This is a genomic window from Massilimicrobiota sp. An142 (assembly GCF_002160725.1).
Taxonomy (GTDB): domain Bacteria; phylum Bacillota_I; class Bacilli_A; order Erysipelotrichales; family Coprobacillaceae; genus Allocoprobacillus; species Allocoprobacillus merdigallinarum.
Map to the genome: position 1 here is coordinate 1 of NZ_NFLD01000043.1, position 15,868 is coordinate 15,868.

Consider the following 15,868-nt stretch of genomic DNA (forward strand, 5'->3'; position numbering starts at 1 on the left):
GGAGTAGAGAGATCAATCATAAGAACACCACCTAAGATGATTATACAATACAAAAAAGCGATAATCATCAAAGATGATTAATCGCCATGGACAAAATTTATTTTGTCCTTTTTTTATGCATAAAATTGCGAAATGATTTGGATATTTTCTTCTGTTAATGGAAATGAAGGGATAATGATTGTAACAGACTGATTATGTAAAAGTGTTAATGAAACAATTTCATCATCATAATACCCATATAATAATAATCCATCAATAACAGCATGATTTCCAGCATATAAACTTGGTAAATCTTTTATTTCAGTAAATCTTTGTTTGGCTTTTTCTGGAGATGAAAATTCAAATTCTTTGACATAAAGAGCTTCGTTTCCATCTTTTGCTTCTTCTAATGAAATATATGTATGTGGGATGGTAAAACTTGAATAACTTTGACTTGAGAAGGATGTTTCCTTATCAATTTGAAAATCACTTAATTGAATGAGTTGATGATCTTGTTGATGAAATGATTTTTGATTGAATACATCTTCAATTAATCCACCAAAGATAAGAATAATTGTTAGTAATGATAAAAAGAAATAAACGATTCTCATTGACTTGAGTGTTTTTAAAGAAAAGTGAGGTATTCCATTTTTGAGTTGATGATGCATTGTACTCATTTGATGAAAACTAAAATAGTTTCTAAAAATGGAAGTTATAAAAAGGAGAAGGATACCAATATAGGCAAGTGTAATTCCATAACTCGTAAACTTATCAAAACTGGCATTATATAAATATTGAGAAAATAAGGTTAAAGCAACGAGAGATATAAAAAATCCAATAAATGAAAGAATTTTAAATGAACCAGTTGCTATATCTTTTTTATCTTCCCAAGAAAAAGGAAGATCTTTTTGTTTTTTAGAAACAAAAACAAACATATGATGTTTTGCATAAATAGGTTGATATCCTTTTTGTTGATATTTTCTAGCAAAAGCATCTTTATCTTTTTGGCGTTCTATTTTTGTAGAACCGATAGTTTTATGAAAATCTATATGATAATAAACAGGATAATTAACTTTATTAAAGATTGTAATGAATGATAGTTCTTGAGTTATGTAACCCTGTTGACCAAGTTTATTAAGTTTGGTTTGTAATAATTCATATTCGTATGGTTTATAGTTCATAATCATAAATTTCATGGTTGTGTAACCTCCTTAATGGGCTTATTATATCAAAGAGATAATCACTTGTCTATGAAAGAAAAAAAGCTCATATGAGCTTTTATAATTGAAGTAAAAATTGTGTATAAGCAAGATAAGCTTCATAAACATCAACTTTTGATACAATTTCATGAGGAGCATGCATGTTTAAAACAGCAATTCCTGCATCAATAACATTCATATCATAATTTCCTAAGATGTAGGCAATAGTACCTCCACCACCTTGATCAACTTTACCAAGTTCAGCAGTTTGGAAATGGACACCAGCTTGATCCATAACATTTCTAATTTTAGCAAAGTATTCAGGATTAGCATCATTGCTTCCGCTCTTACCACGAGAACCAGTGTATTTATTGAAAACAATTCCTTTTCCTAGATATGCGGCATTTTTAGGATCATTCACTTCTTTATATAATGGGTCAAAACCAGCGCTGACATCACTTGATAACATCATAGAATGAGCTAAAGCTTTTCTAACAGATAAGAATGTATCATCACCACATAAGTGTAAGATTTGAGCAATTGTATTTTCAAAGAATAAAGATTGAGCACCAGTCGCACCAACACTACCAATTTCTTCTTTGTCAACTAAAATACAACAAGATGTATATTGTGGGATTTCCTGAATATCTAAAATAGCTTTTAAAGATGTATAAGCACAGACACGATCATCATGTCCATAACCCATAACCATACTTCTATCTAAACCATAATCTCTGGCAGGGCCACTTGGTACAACTTCAATTTCTGCACTTAAGAAATCTTCTTCTTCAATATCATATTTTTCTTGAAGAAGTTTTAAAATATTTGCTTTAACAGCATCTTTTTCAGTATCTTTTAAAGGAATGCTTCCTAATGTCACATCTAAATTTTCTCCTTCAATCACTTTCGCAGCTGTTTTTTGCATTTGATCAGCAGATAAATGAATTAATAAATCTGTAATACCTACAACAGGATCATGATCATCTTCACCAATCACAACATCAATTTTAGTTCCATCTTTTTTAATAACAACACCATATAATGATAATGGAATTGTAACCCATTGATATTTTTTAACACCACCATAATAATGAGTATCTAATAAAGCAAAACCATCACTTTCATAAAGTGGATTCTGTTTTAAATCTAAACGTGGTGAATCAATATGTGCTCCTAAGATTCTCATTCCATCAACTAATGGTTTTTCCCCCATAATAAATAAAGCTAAGTTTTTATCTTTATTGATTACATAGAATTTATCTCCAGGTTTTAAACTGTTCATATTTTCAATATCTTGAAAACCAGCTTTTTTAGCAAGTTCAACAGATTCTTTTACACAAGCTCTTTCTGTTTTACCGGCTGTTAAGAAAGCTTTATAACCTTCATTAAAATCCATAACATCTTGATATTGATTACTTTCGTATTTGTCCCAAGCATTTTTTGCGTACATTTTATATAACCTCATTTCTTTCAATTATTTTTAATAGAACTTCTACTTGTTTTTTCATCATTGTTAATGATACATACTCAAATGGTCCATGGAAATTATACCCACCTGTACCTAAATTTGGACAAGGAAGTCCCATATATGTTAAATTAGCACCATCAGTACCTCCACGAATAGGTACAGCATATGGCTCAATACCACATTCTTTCATGGCTGCCATGGCATTTTCAACGATATACATATGTTGTTCAATATGTTTACGCATATTTAAGTAACTTTGTTCAATTGTGACTTTAACCATTGGATATCCATACTTTTGATTTAAGAATGCAGCAATATTTTCAAAATCCTGACATTGTTTTTTAGCTAATGTTAAATCATGATTTCTAATGATGTATTCCATCTCTGTTTTTTCACATTTTCCCTGAATATTTTCAAGATGATTAAAACCTTCATATCCTTCTGTATATTCTGGTCTGGCATGAACTGGTAACATAGCATCAAATTCCTGAGCAATGCGAATAGAGTTAATCATCGCATTTTTAGCACTTCCAGGATGAATACTTTTCCCTGTGATTTCTACGACAGCACTAAATGCATTAAAGTTTTCATATTCAATTTCAGCAATATTACCACCATCAATTGTATAAGCATAATCAGCATGGAAAGCTTCTACATCAAAGTTTTCAGTTCCTCGACCGACTTCTTCATCAGGAGTAAAAGCAATCTTAATATCATTGTGCTTGATTTCAGGATGATGGTAAAGATGTTCAGCCATACTCATGATAATTGCAACCCCAGCTTTATCATCTGCACCAAGCAATGTTGTTCCATCAGTTGTGATTAAATCATGATGAATCACATTGAGAAGTTCAGGAAATTCATGAGGATCAAGATATAATTCTTTCTCTTGATTAAGAGTAATTGTTGTTCCCTGATAATCTCTAATGATTTGTGGTTTGACATTTTGACCAGAAGCATCAGGAGAAGTATCCATATGGGCAACAAAACCAATGACTTTTCCATGATCACTGTTTGCTGGAATTGTTCCATAAACAATACCACTTTGATCCAAGTGAGCATCTTCAATACCAATCTTTTTCATTTCTTCAACAAGATATTTTCCTAGTTCTAATTGTTTCATAGAAGAAGGTGTTGTTGAAGATTGAGGATCAGATTGTGTATCAAAACTAATATATTTTAAAAATCTTTCTTCTATACTCATTCATCTTACCTCGCTTTCTCTCTTATTATACATGGAAATCCACAAATAATCCATGATTATGATATAATCATAAATAGGGAGGTATTGAAAATGAATCAAACAATTCAGGAATTATTTGACAGAAAATCTGTTCGTGCTTATAGTGATGAAATCATAACGCCAGAGGAAAAAGAATGGATATTAAAATCTGCCTTACAGGCACCGACAGCAGGCAATATGGCTCTTTATTCTATTATTGATATACAGGATCAGTCCTTAAAAGATCAGCTCGCTATCACTTGTGATCATCAGCCATTTATTAGTCAGGCACCTATGGTTTTGCTTTTTTTAGCTGATTATCAAAAATGGTATGATATATATACTCACTATGATAAAGATATCCAACCATTGGAAGAGTCTGATTTGATCTTAGCTTTGGAAGATTGTATGATTGCGGCGCAAAATGCAGTCGTAGCAGCATGGTCTTTAGGAATAGGATCATGTTATATTGGGGATATTTTAGAAAATTTTGAAATTCATCAAAAGCTTTTTGATTTACCAAAGTATGCCATTCCAGCAACTTTACTTGTTTTAGGAAAACCAACGCTACAACAACAAAATCGTCCAAAACCACAGCGTTTTGATTTAGCAGATATGGTAAGTGTCAATACTTATCATCATAAAACAATGGATGAAACAAAACAGATGTTTATTAAACAGACTGGTAAAAATGAAGATGAACTCAAAAATTATATACAGGCTTTTGCGAAAAGAAAATTTCATGCGCCATATCGTAAGGAAATGAATCGCTCTGTAAAAAAGATGATCGAATCATGGAAATAATAAAACGGACAAATGTCCGTTTTTACTCATCAAATTTTTTAATCGTTTTATCAGTGATTTCAATATGTTTACGATATAATGAAATATTAACAACGCGACTTCCTACAGCATAGATTAAGGCCATGCTTGGAACCGCAATTAATAATCCAAAGAATCCAAATAAGTTTCCAAAAATAACTAATGATAATAAGACATATAATCCAGAAATACCAACAGCTCCGCCTACAACACGAGGATAAATAATATTGGCTTCAAATTGCTGAATAATCACAAAGCAGATTGTAAAGATAATAGCTTGTGTAGAGTTAATAGCTAATACTAAAATAAAACTGATTGCAAATCCAAAATAACCTCCAAACATTGGAATAAGACTGGAAATACCAATAATAAAGGCAATCAATTCTGGAAAAGGTAAGCCTGTTATTTTAAAGCCGACATACATTAAAAACATTAAAATACAGCTTTCTAACAACTGACCAGAAACAAAACCATTAAAATAATGATTGGCTTCGGCACCAATATCAAAAATCACCAATGAACGATGATATCCAAATAAGAAAGTCACAATTTTCTTTAACTGTCTTAAATGCGTTTCTTTATTGGCCAGTAAGTAGATAGCCATAATAAAAGATGTAATCGCATTAATAAAAACACCAAAGATACCAATAGATTGAAAAATAAGATGAATTCCAGCATTCCCTAAAATATTACCACTTTGAGAAAGCAAATGATTCAAATCAAGGCTTGTTAGAGCCTGTTGAATAGATTCATAATTAATCGCATAATTGATATGGAAATGAGCTAAGGCATCATTAATCATTGTGACGAGACGATCAGCATAATTAAAAATATTTGTAATAATTAAAGCAATACTTTCACCAAGTCTAGGAATAATAAATGCTGAAAAGAGAATAATCAAGATAACAGCCAATATTAATGTTGTTGCAATACTTAAACCTCTTTTCAGTCCTTTACGTTTGATCTTTTTACCATACAAATGTTCAATCTTACGCATAGGTATATTTAAAATAAAAGCGATAATAATAGCGATATATAAAGGTGTCGCAAGTGCTAAGATATCACTGAGTATAGCAAAAACAGTTTCATAATTAAAAACAACAAAAGCCAGTAAAATGGCATATGTTAAATAAAAAATTGTTTTATTTTTTTTGACTATTTGACTTTTGTCAATCATAGGTTCACCTTCTTTTATGGTTATAATCATAACATAATTGCTTATAAAAGTGTAGTTCATTGTTTATTTAAAAAAATATGTTAAAATAAAGAAAAGAATCAAAGGAGGAATGAAGATGAAAGCAGCTGTTTTATTTAAAGATGGTTTTGAAGAATTAGAAGCATTAAGTGTTGTTGATGTGTTAAGAAGAGCACAATTGACATGTCTAATGGTTGGAATGGATGCAATGAGTGTTAAAAGTTCACATGGTATAGAAGTCAAAATGGATCAGTTGTTTGATGAAAGTGTTTATGATGTGGATATTGTTGTTTTACCCGGTGGTTTACCTGGAGCGACATCTCTTCGTGATGATCAAAGAGTCATAGATATTTTAAAAAGTTTTAATGAACAGGGAAAATGGATTGGAGCCATTTGTGCAGGGCCTATTTCATTAGAAAAAGCCAATGTCATAAGCAATAAGAAATTCACTTGTTATCCAGGATTTGAAAAAGAAATTCCTTCAGGGATTTATCAGGATGTATTAGTATGCTGTGATCAGAATATGATTACAGGACGTGGACCTGCCGCTGCTTTGGAATTTGCCTATACAATCTTAGAAAAATTAGGACAGCCTTCAAAAGATATTCGTGAAGGTATGCAATATCATTATTTAGTAAAGTAAAAACGACCTCTCTCATAGAAAGTCGTTAGGAATGTGAAATCATCATTTCAATTTCATATTCAAAGAATTGTTCTTGGAAATAGACATATTGTTCTATTTCTTTTTTTGTATAGGTTTTTGATATAGGAGCAATAACCCATTTATCTTCATTATCATTGAAACGATGAATAATGGCAATGACTTTTCCTGTAAAATGAGATAAAGGTATATCAACACCAATAACATAGGCATCTTGATATTCTCCATCACCACCTATGATTCCTTCAATGTATCCATAGTTAATAGGGTAATATAGATTTTTATGTTGAGGGTGAAAACTGCCCATAGGACGATCAATAGTCACGGTAACTTGCATATTTATTCTATAAATGAGCGACTGATAATCGCAAATTCATCTTGACTGGCAAGATGTATCTTTTCCATTTTTTCTAAGGAATCATCAAAATCTTTCGCAACTTGTGGATCAAATGCCATAGCTGGACTTTCATAATAAGTCCATGAGTGATGATCTAAAACATGAGGAACTAAAGTTTTCACCAGCAATGCTGTTGGATATTTTCCATTTGCCAGACTGACATGAAAATCTTTACAGCTTTGAAATCCTAAACGAACATAAGTTCCAGGATTGCCTAAAATGACAATAGTATCATATCCAAGCTGATAGGCTTCTTTCATGGAGTGTTCAATCAGTCTTTTTCCATAACCCTGTTTTTGATATTCAGGTAAAATGCAGACAGGACCAAAAGTGAGAACAACTTTTTCATTTTTATTTTCATCTATAAGCTTTGCTTTGGTATACATGATATTCCCAATAATTTTTCCATCTTTTTCTAAAACAAAATCTAATTCATGAATAAAATCTTCATGATCACGGATGATATGTGCTAAATAATGTTCATAACATCCAGGCATATAAACGTTATAAAAGGATTGCCTGATAACATTTTCTACTGTCATATAATCTTTTTTCTCTTCATAACGAATGGTAATCATTTGTTTCTTTCCTCTCTTAGTTGATTTATTTTTTTGACAATGATGTAGCTACAACAGATGATAATAGCTCCAATCAGTGCAATACCACTGTATATTGGCATCAGATATGAGAGCACATAATCATCTCCACCTACAATAAGAAATGATAAAATATAAGATAAAAAATAAGAGTTCAAGATAAACAACCCTATAAAAGATCCAATCCCAATGACGATAACTTTTTCACTTTTTAAAATACTAATATCCTTTTTATATTATAGTACTTTGACGAATGCTAAAGTACCTTCTTGATTATAATCTGGCTGATATGTAAAACCATCAATATTGAGTGTTTTCAATTCATCTAATGTACAAATTTCATTTAAGACCATCTGATTTAACATCTGACCACGGGCTTTTTTAATAATCATGGCGTTTCTTTTCATTTTCCCCTGATCATTGATCATGAAATCTATAAAATAGATATGAGGATGTCTTAACATATTGGTAAATTCTTTAGATGCTAAAGAAATAATGAAATCAACTTGTTCAAAGTGTTGATATAAAGGTGTATACCAATAATCATATAAGTTAATATGATCAGGTTTCATTGTCATATCTAAACGATAAGGGGTTATCAAAGTATTGTATTTTAAAACACCATAGTACGCATCTAAAATACGTAAATGTTCTAAGAGATAATCATGATGATTTATGTAAGATGCTAATTCAAGTTGTTTAAAAACAGTTCCCTGATAAAAAGCTAAAGCAGGATGAGCAGTCTGTTCTTCATGAAAATACTGATACACTTGAGTCGCTTGTTTATAGGATATTTTCATGAGCTGACATAACTGTTCATCATTATATTGTTTTAAAATGTTTGTAAGATATTGTGTTTCTTCTGGAAATAAAGGTTCACTACCAACAAAAGGAATCTTTTGATATTTCATTGTTTTACTTGGGGCAATGACAATTTTCATAATTTCACCTCGAGATTATTATAAAGTATTTAATGTCATAGATAAAGAAATATGTTATAATCTTTGCGGGTGGTAAGATGAATACAATAGTCATAAATAAAATTTTAATGCATATGTTAGATTTTGAACATCGTAAGATTTATCATTCTACTGACTTTGTCGATATGAATGAAACATCTATTGATTATTATCGTAAGAAAGTAGAAAAAGCTTTAAATTCTCCTTCACTCAAAGAATTAACAGTTGGTTCTTTACATGAAATGATGTTAAGAAGTGACAAGATGATTGAAAGTGATGAAGAATTTATCAAACAGGCACATGAAATGACGGACAAGTTATTTGCGTTAGGTTCAGTTATAGAAGAAATGCCTAACAGTAATGTTCTGTTTGTGGATTGTTATAAAAATGGGGAAAGATATGTAGCAGCCTTAAAGCTCAACTATCGTTATATTCCTATGAGTGTGATTGATGAAGAAAACATTCGTATTACCAAAAAACAGGTTTTACCAACAATGGGTTCTCCTGTGGATGAAGCGATTGTTGTGAATGTGGATGCTAAAAAATTATTTTTAATTGAAAAGAAATATATGATTGATGGAAGAATGGATTTCTATTTGAATGCACAGTGGATTAAAGGTGAAGAAAAGTTGACGGATAAACAAAAAATGTCAACAATGAAAAAAGTTGTGAAAAAGATGGATGATATTTATAATGTCAATGATGGAAAAGCTTTACCTTTAATGAAGCATGAAATTCAGGAAAGAATTGATACAAATCAACCTGTTAAACCATTAGAAATTGTGAAAAAAGTATTGGAATCTGATGGTCAGGCACAGGAAGAAAGTGAAATCATGATGAAAGATTTAGGCATTGATGAAGAAGATCGTATTGAAAGCTTATCTTTAACATCAATGGATAAATGTAAGCTAGTGTTAGATGATGATATTGAAATTAGCTTACCAATAGAAGAATACTTATCTGGAGATAAGGTAGAAAAAGTGAAACAGAAAGATGGAACATATTCTATTTTATTGAAAGATGTCAGTGAAGTTATTGTCAAATAATATTCAAACAAGAAGTATGATTTGAAGATAGAAGAAGCATTTTTGAGTCATACTTTTTCATTGATAAAAGGTGAGTACATGTCGTTATAGTTACATTTTTCAATATATTCATAATCTTAAGAAATGGGCATAATAAAATAGAGGCTGTGATAGGATGATTAGTTATGCACCATTATTTAAGACAATGAAGGAAAAATCTATAACAACATATGCCCTTATCCATCAATATGGAATTAATTCAAGAACAATCCATAATATTAAACATGGAAAGGGTATTTCAACATATACTTTAGAAAAAATATGTGAAGCATTAGATTGTACACCTAATGACGTTATTGAATTTATCAAAGAGGCAGAATAATCTGTCTTTTTTTATATTCAATATATGTAGAAAACATCATAGAAAATAGGAGATAGAAGCTCATTGAAAATCCTCATTTGACAAATAATGGGTGCTTTTTTAAGCGTTTTCATGTATAATAAAAACTATGAAAGGGGTTTTAATATGGCACAATTGGATAACTTTTTGATACAACTTTTCCATGAGGGAAATTGTTTAGAGATGTATAGAGTTTTTGGTGCGCATTTTGAGGAATTAGATGGACAAAAGGGTGTAAGATTTACCGTTTATGCTCCAAATGCAAGAAGTGTGCAGGTTGTTGGTGATTTTAATCAATGGAATGGTGAAAATCATTATATGGAAAAATATACTGATGGGGGTATTTATACTTTATTTATTCCAAAAATCAAACAATATGATACATATAAATATCGTATTGAAACACCCAATGGATCTTGGGTTGATCGTGCAGATCCATATGCTTTCTTTAGTGAATTAAGACCGGGAACAGCGTCTAAAGTTTATAAAATTGATGGCTTTAGATGGGCTGATAAACGCTGGTTAAATAAACGTACAAAGAATTTTGATAGAGTTTTAAATATCTATGAAGCCAATATTGGTTCATGGAAAATGAAAAAGGATTTTACAGATGAAGAAGATGGTGAATATTACAGCTATGAAGAAATGATTGATCAGATCATTCCTTATGTTGTAGAAAATGGTTTTTCACATATTGAACTGATGCCATTGACTGAATTCCCATTTGATGGTTCATGGGGATATCAGGCAACAGGTTATTTTAGTGCAACAAGCCGTTATGGAAATCCAAAACAGTTAATGGCATTTATTAATGCCTGCCATAAAAATAACATTGGTGTCATTATGGATTTTGTTCCAGCACACTTTGTAAAAGATGGACATGGGTTACATCAGTTTGATGGTGGTTTTGTTTATGAATATCCTGATATTAATTTAAGATATACGGAGTGGGATAGCTGTTATTTTGATTTAGGAAGAGAAGAAGTTCGTAGTTTCTTAATGTCTTCTGTTCATTTCTGGGCAAATTACTTCCATGTTGATGGTATTCGTTTTGATGCGATCAGTAATTTGATTTACTGGAAAGGAAATAAGGAACGTGGCGTTAATGATGGCGCTATTGAATTCATGAAACGTATGAATTCACATATGAATGGATTATTCCCAGGTGTCATGTTGATTGCGGAAGATTCAACAGATTATCCAAATGTTACAACAGCTCCACAATCTGGAGGATTAGGATTTGATTATAAATGGGATTTAGGTTGGATGAATGATACATTGGCTTATTTTAAAAAGGATCCAATTTATCGACAATATCCAGATGTCCATAATAAACTTACATTCTCTATGATGTACTTCTATCGTGAAAATTATATTTTACCATTCTCACATGATGAAGTGGTTCATAGTAAAGGAACAATTCTAGATAAAATGTGGGGAAATAATGACCAGAAGTTTGCGCAATGTAAGTCTTTGTATTTATATATGATGACACATCCTGGTAAGAAATTGAACTTTATGGGAAATGAGCTGGCTGAATATAAAGAATGGGATGAAAAGAAAGCTTTAGGATGGGTATTATTGAAATTCCCACAACATGATTCTTTCCATAGATATTTTCATGACTTAAATCATCTGATTTTAAAACATCCTGCTTTATATCAGTATGATTATTATCCAGAAGGATTTGAATGGCTCGTTGTTGATGATATGAAACAAAGTGTCTTTGCTTATGCACGTTATGCACCAGATGGGGAAGTGCTTGTCTGCGTGATGAACTTTGTAGGAAATACACATCATGGTTATCGTATTCCAGTTCCCGTAGCAGGAACTTATAAAGAGATTATTAATACGGATACAGACTACTATACAGGAAGCAATTTCACGAATAAACGTGCTATCAAATCACAAAAAATACACGCTGTCAACAAAGAAAATTCAATTTTGGTTGACATTGCACCATTTTCGAGTATGATATTTGAATTGAAGAGAAAATAGTTGAGGGAGACGAGATATGTTTAAGACAAAAGAAGAATTTAAATATGAGTTTTCAAGAAGAATTATTGAATCTTACGGACGTACAGTAGAAGAATCACACATTACAGAAAAGTTCATGACACTTGAAAGAATGGTTCGTGATTATGCATCTGTCAATTGGGCTATGACAAAAATGGCTACAAGAACAAATTACCAAAAACAAGTTCATTACTTCTCTATGGAGTTTTTGATTGGACGTTTATTGGTAAACAATATGATGAATTTAGGTATTTATGAGATTGCCAAAGAAGGATTAGCAGATTATGGAATTAATATCCATGATTTGGAAGAATTAGAATCTGATGCAGGACTTGGAAATGGTGGTTTAGGAAGACTTGCTGCCTGCTTCATGGATTCATTAGCTTCACTTTCTTATCCAGCATTTGGAAATACAATTCGTTATGAATATGGTTTATTTAAACAGAAAATTGAAAATGGATATCAAGTTGAAGTTCCTGATCAATGGTTAAAATTAGGAAATATGTGGGAAGTGAGAAAACCTAAACATGCTGTTGATGTTAAATTCTGGGGACATGTTGTATGGAATGAAGAAACTGGTAAATGGGATCATGTTGATGCTGAATGTGTCAAGGCTGTTCCTTATGATATGCCAATTGTTGGTAATGATACAACTGTCACAAATACACTCCGTTTATGGTCTTCAGAACCAAGTGATGAAATTCCATCTAATAAAGATTTTAGACAATATGCTCAAGAAGTCAGAGATATCTGTCAGACATTATATCCTGATGATTCAACACTTGCTGGTCGTACATTACGTTTAAAACAACAATATTTCTTTGTATCAGCAGGATTACGTGCTATTATTAAAAATCATTTAAGAGTTTATCCATCATTATCTAATTTCCATGAAAAGAATGTTATTCAGTTAAATGATACACATCCAGTATTGGTGATTCCTGAATTGATGAGAATCCTAATTGATGAATATGATATGGATTGGGATGAAGCATGGCATATTACAACACAAACATGTGCCTATACAAATCATACAATCTTATCAGAAGCCTTGGAAAAATGGCCAATTTCAACAATGCAGGCATTACTTCCAAGAGTTTATCAGATTATCGAAGAAATCAATAGAAGATTTATTGGATATGTGAAACATATCAGTGATAACGATGAAGATTTATTAAATCGTGTTATGATTTTAAAAGATGGACAAGTACATATGGCTCATCTTGCAATTGTAGGAAGTTTTAGTGTTAATGGTGTTGCTAGACTTCATACACAAATTTTAATGGAACAGGAAATGAAAGATTTCTATTTCTTATATCCAAAGAAATTCAACAATAAAACAAATGGTATTACACATCGTAGATGGTTAGCTTATTCAAATCCTGAATTATCATCATTATTAAATGAAACAATTGGAAATGATTGGATTAAACATCCAGAAGAATTAGAAAAACTCATGGATTATGTTGATGATTCTATTGTTCAAGGTAAATTCTACAATGTCAAACAACAAAGAAAACAAGTTTTAGCTGATTATATTTATAAACACAATGGTATTAAAGTTGATGTCAATAGTATTTTTGATATTCAAGTCAAAAGATTACATGCTTATAAACGTCAATTATTAAATATCATGCACGTGATTTATTTATATCAGCAAATGAAGATGAATCCTGAATTTAAGATTTATCCAAGAACATTTATCTTTGGTGCAAAAGCAGCTCCTGCTTACTATTTTGCAAAGAAAGTTATCAAATTAATTAATAGTGTTGCAGATGTTGTGAATAATGATCCTGAAACAAATCCATATTTAAAAGTTGCCTTTATTGAAAACTATGGTGTCACAATTGCTGAAAAGATTATGCCGGCTGCAGATGTTTCTGAACAGATTTCAACAGCTGGTAAAGAAGCAAGTGGTACAGGTAATATGAAATTTATGATGAATGGTGCTGTCACAGTAGGAACACTTGACGGTGCTAATGTGGAAATTGCTGAACGTGTTGGTGATGACAATGTAATTATCTTTGGATTAAAAGATAATGAAATTAATGAATTAAGATGGAATGGTCAATATAACGCATGGGATTATTATAATAATGATCCACGTATTAAACATGTTGTTGACTCATTAGTTGATGGAACATTCCATGAATCACGTGAAGAATTCAGAATGATCTTTGATGAATTGATGAATCGTAATGATGAATACTTCTTATTTGCCGATTTTGAAGCTTACTTAAAAGCTCAGGCAAAAGTAGATAAATTATATCGTGATCGTTCAAGATGGTCTAAAATGTGTCTTGTCAATATCGCAAAATCTGGATATTTCTCATCAGATCGTACAATTGAAGAATACGTTAAGGATATCTGGAAATTAGATAGAGTGAAAAGATAAAAAAATGGAAACCAATGAGAATTAGATCTCATTGGTTTTTTTACGCATTTAAAATTGAAAATAGGGAATAATAGTTATTTATAAAGAGTCTTGATGGATAGAATATCTTTGTTGATATTTTTTTATTAAGATTTTTTAACAAAAGCTGATAAAATCAAATCTTTTTTTGTAAAATTCATGTTTACATTATGTAAAGATTATGTTAAGTTTGTTTTGTGTGTAAATAGGAGGAAGAGATGGAACTGACAAACATATTCTCTATGCTAGGTGGGTTAGCTTTATTCCTTTATGGGATGACCATGATGTCAAATGGTTTAGAGCTGGCTGCCGGGAATAAGATGAAGTCAATTTTGGAAAAATTGACAACAAATCGTTTTTTAGGAACGCTGGTAGGAGCTTTAACCACAGCAATCATGCAATCATCTTCTGCCACAACTGTTATGGCAGTAGGATTTGTCAATGCAGGACTTATGCAATTGAAAAATGCTGTATGGGTCATCATGGGTGCCAATATTGGGACAACAATTACAGGACAGTTGATTGCCTTGGATATTACAGCTTTAGCACCTATTATTGCTTTTATTGGGGTTGTGTTGATTGCCTTTTTCAAAAGCAAGAAACTTGATGCAATTGGTGAAATTATTGCTGGTTTAGGTATTTTATTTATGGGAATGGAAATGATGTCTGGTGCTATGGCACCGTTAAGAAGTTCACCAGAATTTGCGAATATTGTCGCAAACTTTGAAAATCCATTGATTGGTATTTTGGTGGGTGCAGTCTTTACTGCCATCATTCAGTCATCATCAGCGTCAGTAGGTATTTTACAGGCGTTAGCGATGAGTGGTGTTATTACATTACCATCTGCCATTTATGTTTTATTTGGACAAAATATTGGAACATGTATTACGGCTGTATTGGCTTCCATTGGTGCTAATCGCAATGCAAAACGTACAACCATTATTCATTTATCATTTAATATTATAGGAACAATTATCTTTGTTATTATTAGTATGCTGACACCATTTGCTGCGTTTATGGAGTCATTGACACCAGGTAATGTCGTGTCACAAATTGCCAATGTACATACAGTATTTAATGTTGTGACAACAATCATCTTGTTGCCAATTGGAACAAAACTGGTAGATTTATCATTCATTATTTTACCAGAAAAGCCAGAATTGGAAGGAAAGATGCAGTTAAAATACTTAGACTTTGGTATCTTTACAAACGACTATCATATTGGAACAAGTGCTATTGCGAATACGCAGTTGTTCAATGAAACACAGAACATGCTAGATGTTGCAATAGACAATGTTCGTAAATCATTTGAACTTTTGATAGAGTTCAAGGAAGACAAATATGAAAAGCTACAAAAGAATGAAGAATATATTAACTATTTGAATAAAAATATCGTAGACTTTACAACAAATGCGATTTCAACAGAATTTCCAGTAGAAGGATCACAGGCTATTGGTTTATTCATGAAGATATCATCAGACATTGAAAGAATTGGAGATCATGCGGTGAATATAGC

General features: G+C 31.4%; 14 protein-coding genes. 7 read left to right on the forward strand and 7 right to left on the reverse strand.

Features of this window, described 5'->3' with window-relative positions:
* Positions 1-113: 113 nt before the first annotated feature.
* The 3 genes from B5E87_RS13415 to pepT all read right to left on the reverse strand — a co-directional run bounded on the left by B5E87_RS13415 (position 114) and on the right by pepT (position 3,850).
* The gene (locus B5E87_RS13415) at positions 114-1,175 is read right to left on the reverse strand and encodes a DUF2812 domain-containing protein (protein WP_087245675.1); all 1,062 of its coding nucleotides are present in this window, start codon (positions 1,173-1,175) and stop codon (positions 114-116) included.
* An 82-nt stretch (positions 1,176-1,257) separates the two neighbouring features.
* A complete protein-coding gene (locus B5E87_RS13420; protein WP_087245677.1) occupies positions 1,258-2,628 on the reverse strand; it encodes an aminopeptidase in 1,371 nt (456 codons plus the stop codon).
* Between the two features lies 1 nt (position 2,629).
* The gene (gene pepT, locus B5E87_RS13425; protein ID WP_087245679.1) at positions 2,630-3,850 is read right to left on the reverse strand and encodes a peptidase T; all 1,221 of its coding nucleotides are present in this window, start codon (positions 3,848-3,850) and stop codon (positions 2,630-2,632) included.
* 90 nt (positions 3,851-3,940) lie between these two features.
* On the opposite strand from pepT, the gene B5E87_RS13430 reads away from it, so the two are divergent.
* Positions 3,941-4,672, forward strand: coding sequence for a nitroreductase family protein (locus B5E87_RS13430; RefSeq protein ID WP_087245681.1), 732 nt, complete (start codon positions 3,941-3,943; stop codon positions 4,670-4,672).
* A gap of 22 nt (positions 4,673-4,694) precedes the next feature.
* Here B5E87_RS13430 and B5E87_RS13435 read toward each other — a convergent pair whose 3' ends face one another.
* Positions 4,695-5,867, reverse strand: coding sequence for an AI-2E family transporter (locus tag B5E87_RS13435; RefSeq protein WP_087245683.1), 1,173 nt, complete (start codon positions 5,865-5,867; stop codon positions 4,695-4,697).
* A 115-nt stretch (positions 5,868-5,982) separates the two neighbouring features.
* Between B5E87_RS13435 and B5E87_RS13440 the strand changes: the two genes are divergently transcribed.
* Complete coding sequence (locus tag B5E87_RS13440; protein WP_087245685.1) at positions 5,983-6,528, forward strand: DJ-1 family glyoxalase III; 546 nt, start codon at positions 5,983-5,985, stop codon at positions 6,526-6,528.
* Positions 6,529-6,553: 25 nt separating this feature from the next.
* On the opposite strand, the gene B5E87_RS13445 is transcribed toward B5E87_RS13440, so the two are convergent.
* The 3 genes from B5E87_RS13445 to B5E87_RS13460 all read right to left on the reverse strand — a co-directional run bounded on the left by B5E87_RS13445 (position 6,554) and on the right by B5E87_RS13460 (position 8,480).
* Entirely contained in the window at positions 6,554-6,883 is a 330-nt protein-coding gene (locus tag B5E87_RS13445) for an inorganic diphosphatase (protein ID WP_087245687.1), read from the reverse strand.
* 2 nt (positions 6,884-6,885) lie between these two features.
* Positions 6,886-7,521, reverse strand: a complete 636-nt coding sequence (locus B5E87_RS13450) for a GNAT family N-acetyltransferase (protein ID WP_087245689.1) — start codon at positions 7,519-7,521, stop codon at positions 6,886-6,888.
* 254 nt (positions 7,522-7,775) lie between these two features.
* Positions 7,776-8,480, reverse strand: coding sequence for a YaaA family protein (locus B5E87_RS13460; RefSeq protein ID WP_087245692.1), 705 nt, complete (start codon positions 8,478-8,480; stop codon positions 7,776-7,778).
* A gap of 77 nt (positions 8,481-8,557) precedes the next feature.
* Between B5E87_RS13460 and B5E87_RS13465 the strand changes: the two genes are divergently transcribed.
* The 5 genes from B5E87_RS13465 to B5E87_RS13485 all read left to right on the forward strand — a co-directional run.
* Positions 8,558-9,544 carry a nucleoid-associated protein gene (locus tag B5E87_RS13465; protein WP_087245694.1) on the forward strand — a complete coding sequence of 329 codons (987 nt, stop codon included), beginning with the start codon at positions 8,558-8,560 and terminating at the stop codon, positions 9,542-9,544.
* Positions 9,545-9,698: 154 nt separating this feature from the next.
* Complete coding sequence (locus tag B5E87_RS13470; RefSeq protein WP_087245696.1) at positions 9,699-9,905, forward strand: helix-turn-helix domain-containing protein; 207 nt, start codon at positions 9,699-9,701, stop codon at positions 9,903-9,905.
* Between the two features lie 144 nt (positions 9,906-10,049).
* Positions 10,050-11,921: a 1,4-alpha-glucan branching protein GlgB gene (gene glgB / locus B5E87_RS13475; protein WP_087245702.1), complete on the forward strand. Its 1,872-nt coding sequence runs from the start codon at positions 10,050-10,052 to the stop codon at positions 11,919-11,921.
* Positions 11,922-11,937: 16 nt separating this feature from the next.
* Positions 11,938-14,334: a glycogen/starch/alpha-glucan phosphorylase gene (locus B5E87_RS13480; RefSeq protein WP_087245698.1), complete on the forward strand. Its 2,397-nt coding sequence runs from the start codon at positions 11,938-11,940 to the stop codon at positions 14,332-14,334.
* Positions 14,335-14,570: 236 nt separating this feature from the next.
* On the forward strand, positions 14,571-15,868 hold a 1,298-nt coding region (locus B5E87_RS13485; protein WP_087245700.1), incomplete at its 3' end, for a Na/Pi cotransporter family protein.

Coding starts and splice junctions, on each gene's coding strand:
- B5E87_RS13470 (WP_087245696.1), top strand. CDS start 9,699: ATGATTAGTTATGCACCATTATTTAAGACAATGAAGGAAAAATCTATA.
- B5E87_RS13460 (WP_087245692.1), bottom strand. CDS start 8,480: ATGAAAATTGTCATTGCCCCAAGTAAAACAATGAAATATCAAAAGATT.
- B5E87_RS13445 (WP_087245687.1), bottom strand. CDS start 6,883: ATGCAAGTTACCGTGACTATTGATCGTCCTATGGGCAGTTTTCACCCT.
- B5E87_RS13480 (WP_087245698.1), top strand. CDS start 11,938: ATGTTTAAGACAAAAGAAGAATTTAAATATGAGTTTTCAAGAAGAATT.
- glgB (WP_087245702.1), top strand. CDS start 10,050: ATGGCACAATTGGATAACTTTTTGATACAACTTTTCCATGAGGGAAAT.
- B5E87_RS13465 (WP_087245694.1), top strand. CDS start 8,558: ATGAATACAATAGTCATAAATAAAATTTTAATGCATATGTTAGATTTT.
- B5E87_RS13420 (WP_087245677.1), bottom strand. CDS start 2,628: ATGTACGCAAAAAATGCTTGGGACAAATACGAAAGTAATCAATATCAA.
- pepT (WP_087245679.1), bottom strand. CDS start 3,850: ATGAGTATAGAAGAAAGATTTTTAAAATATATTAGTTTTGATACACAA.
- B5E87_RS13415 (WP_087245675.1), bottom strand. CDS start 1,175: ATGAAATTTATGATTATGAACTATAAACCATACGAATATGAATTATTA.
- B5E87_RS13430 (WP_087245681.1), top strand. CDS start 3,941: ATGAATCAAACAATTCAGGAATTATTTGACAGAAAATCTGTTCGTGCT.
- B5E87_RS13440 (WP_087245685.1), top strand. CDS start 5,983: ATGAAAGCAGCTGTTTTATTTAAAGATGGTTTTGAAGAATTAGAAGCA.
- B5E87_RS13435 (WP_087245683.1), bottom strand. CDS start 5,867: ATGATTGACAAAAGTCAAATAGTCAAAAAAAATAAAACAATTTTTTAT.
- B5E87_RS13450 (WP_087245689.1), bottom strand. CDS start 7,521: ATGATTACCATTCGTTATGAAGAGAAAAAAGATTATATGACAGTAGAA.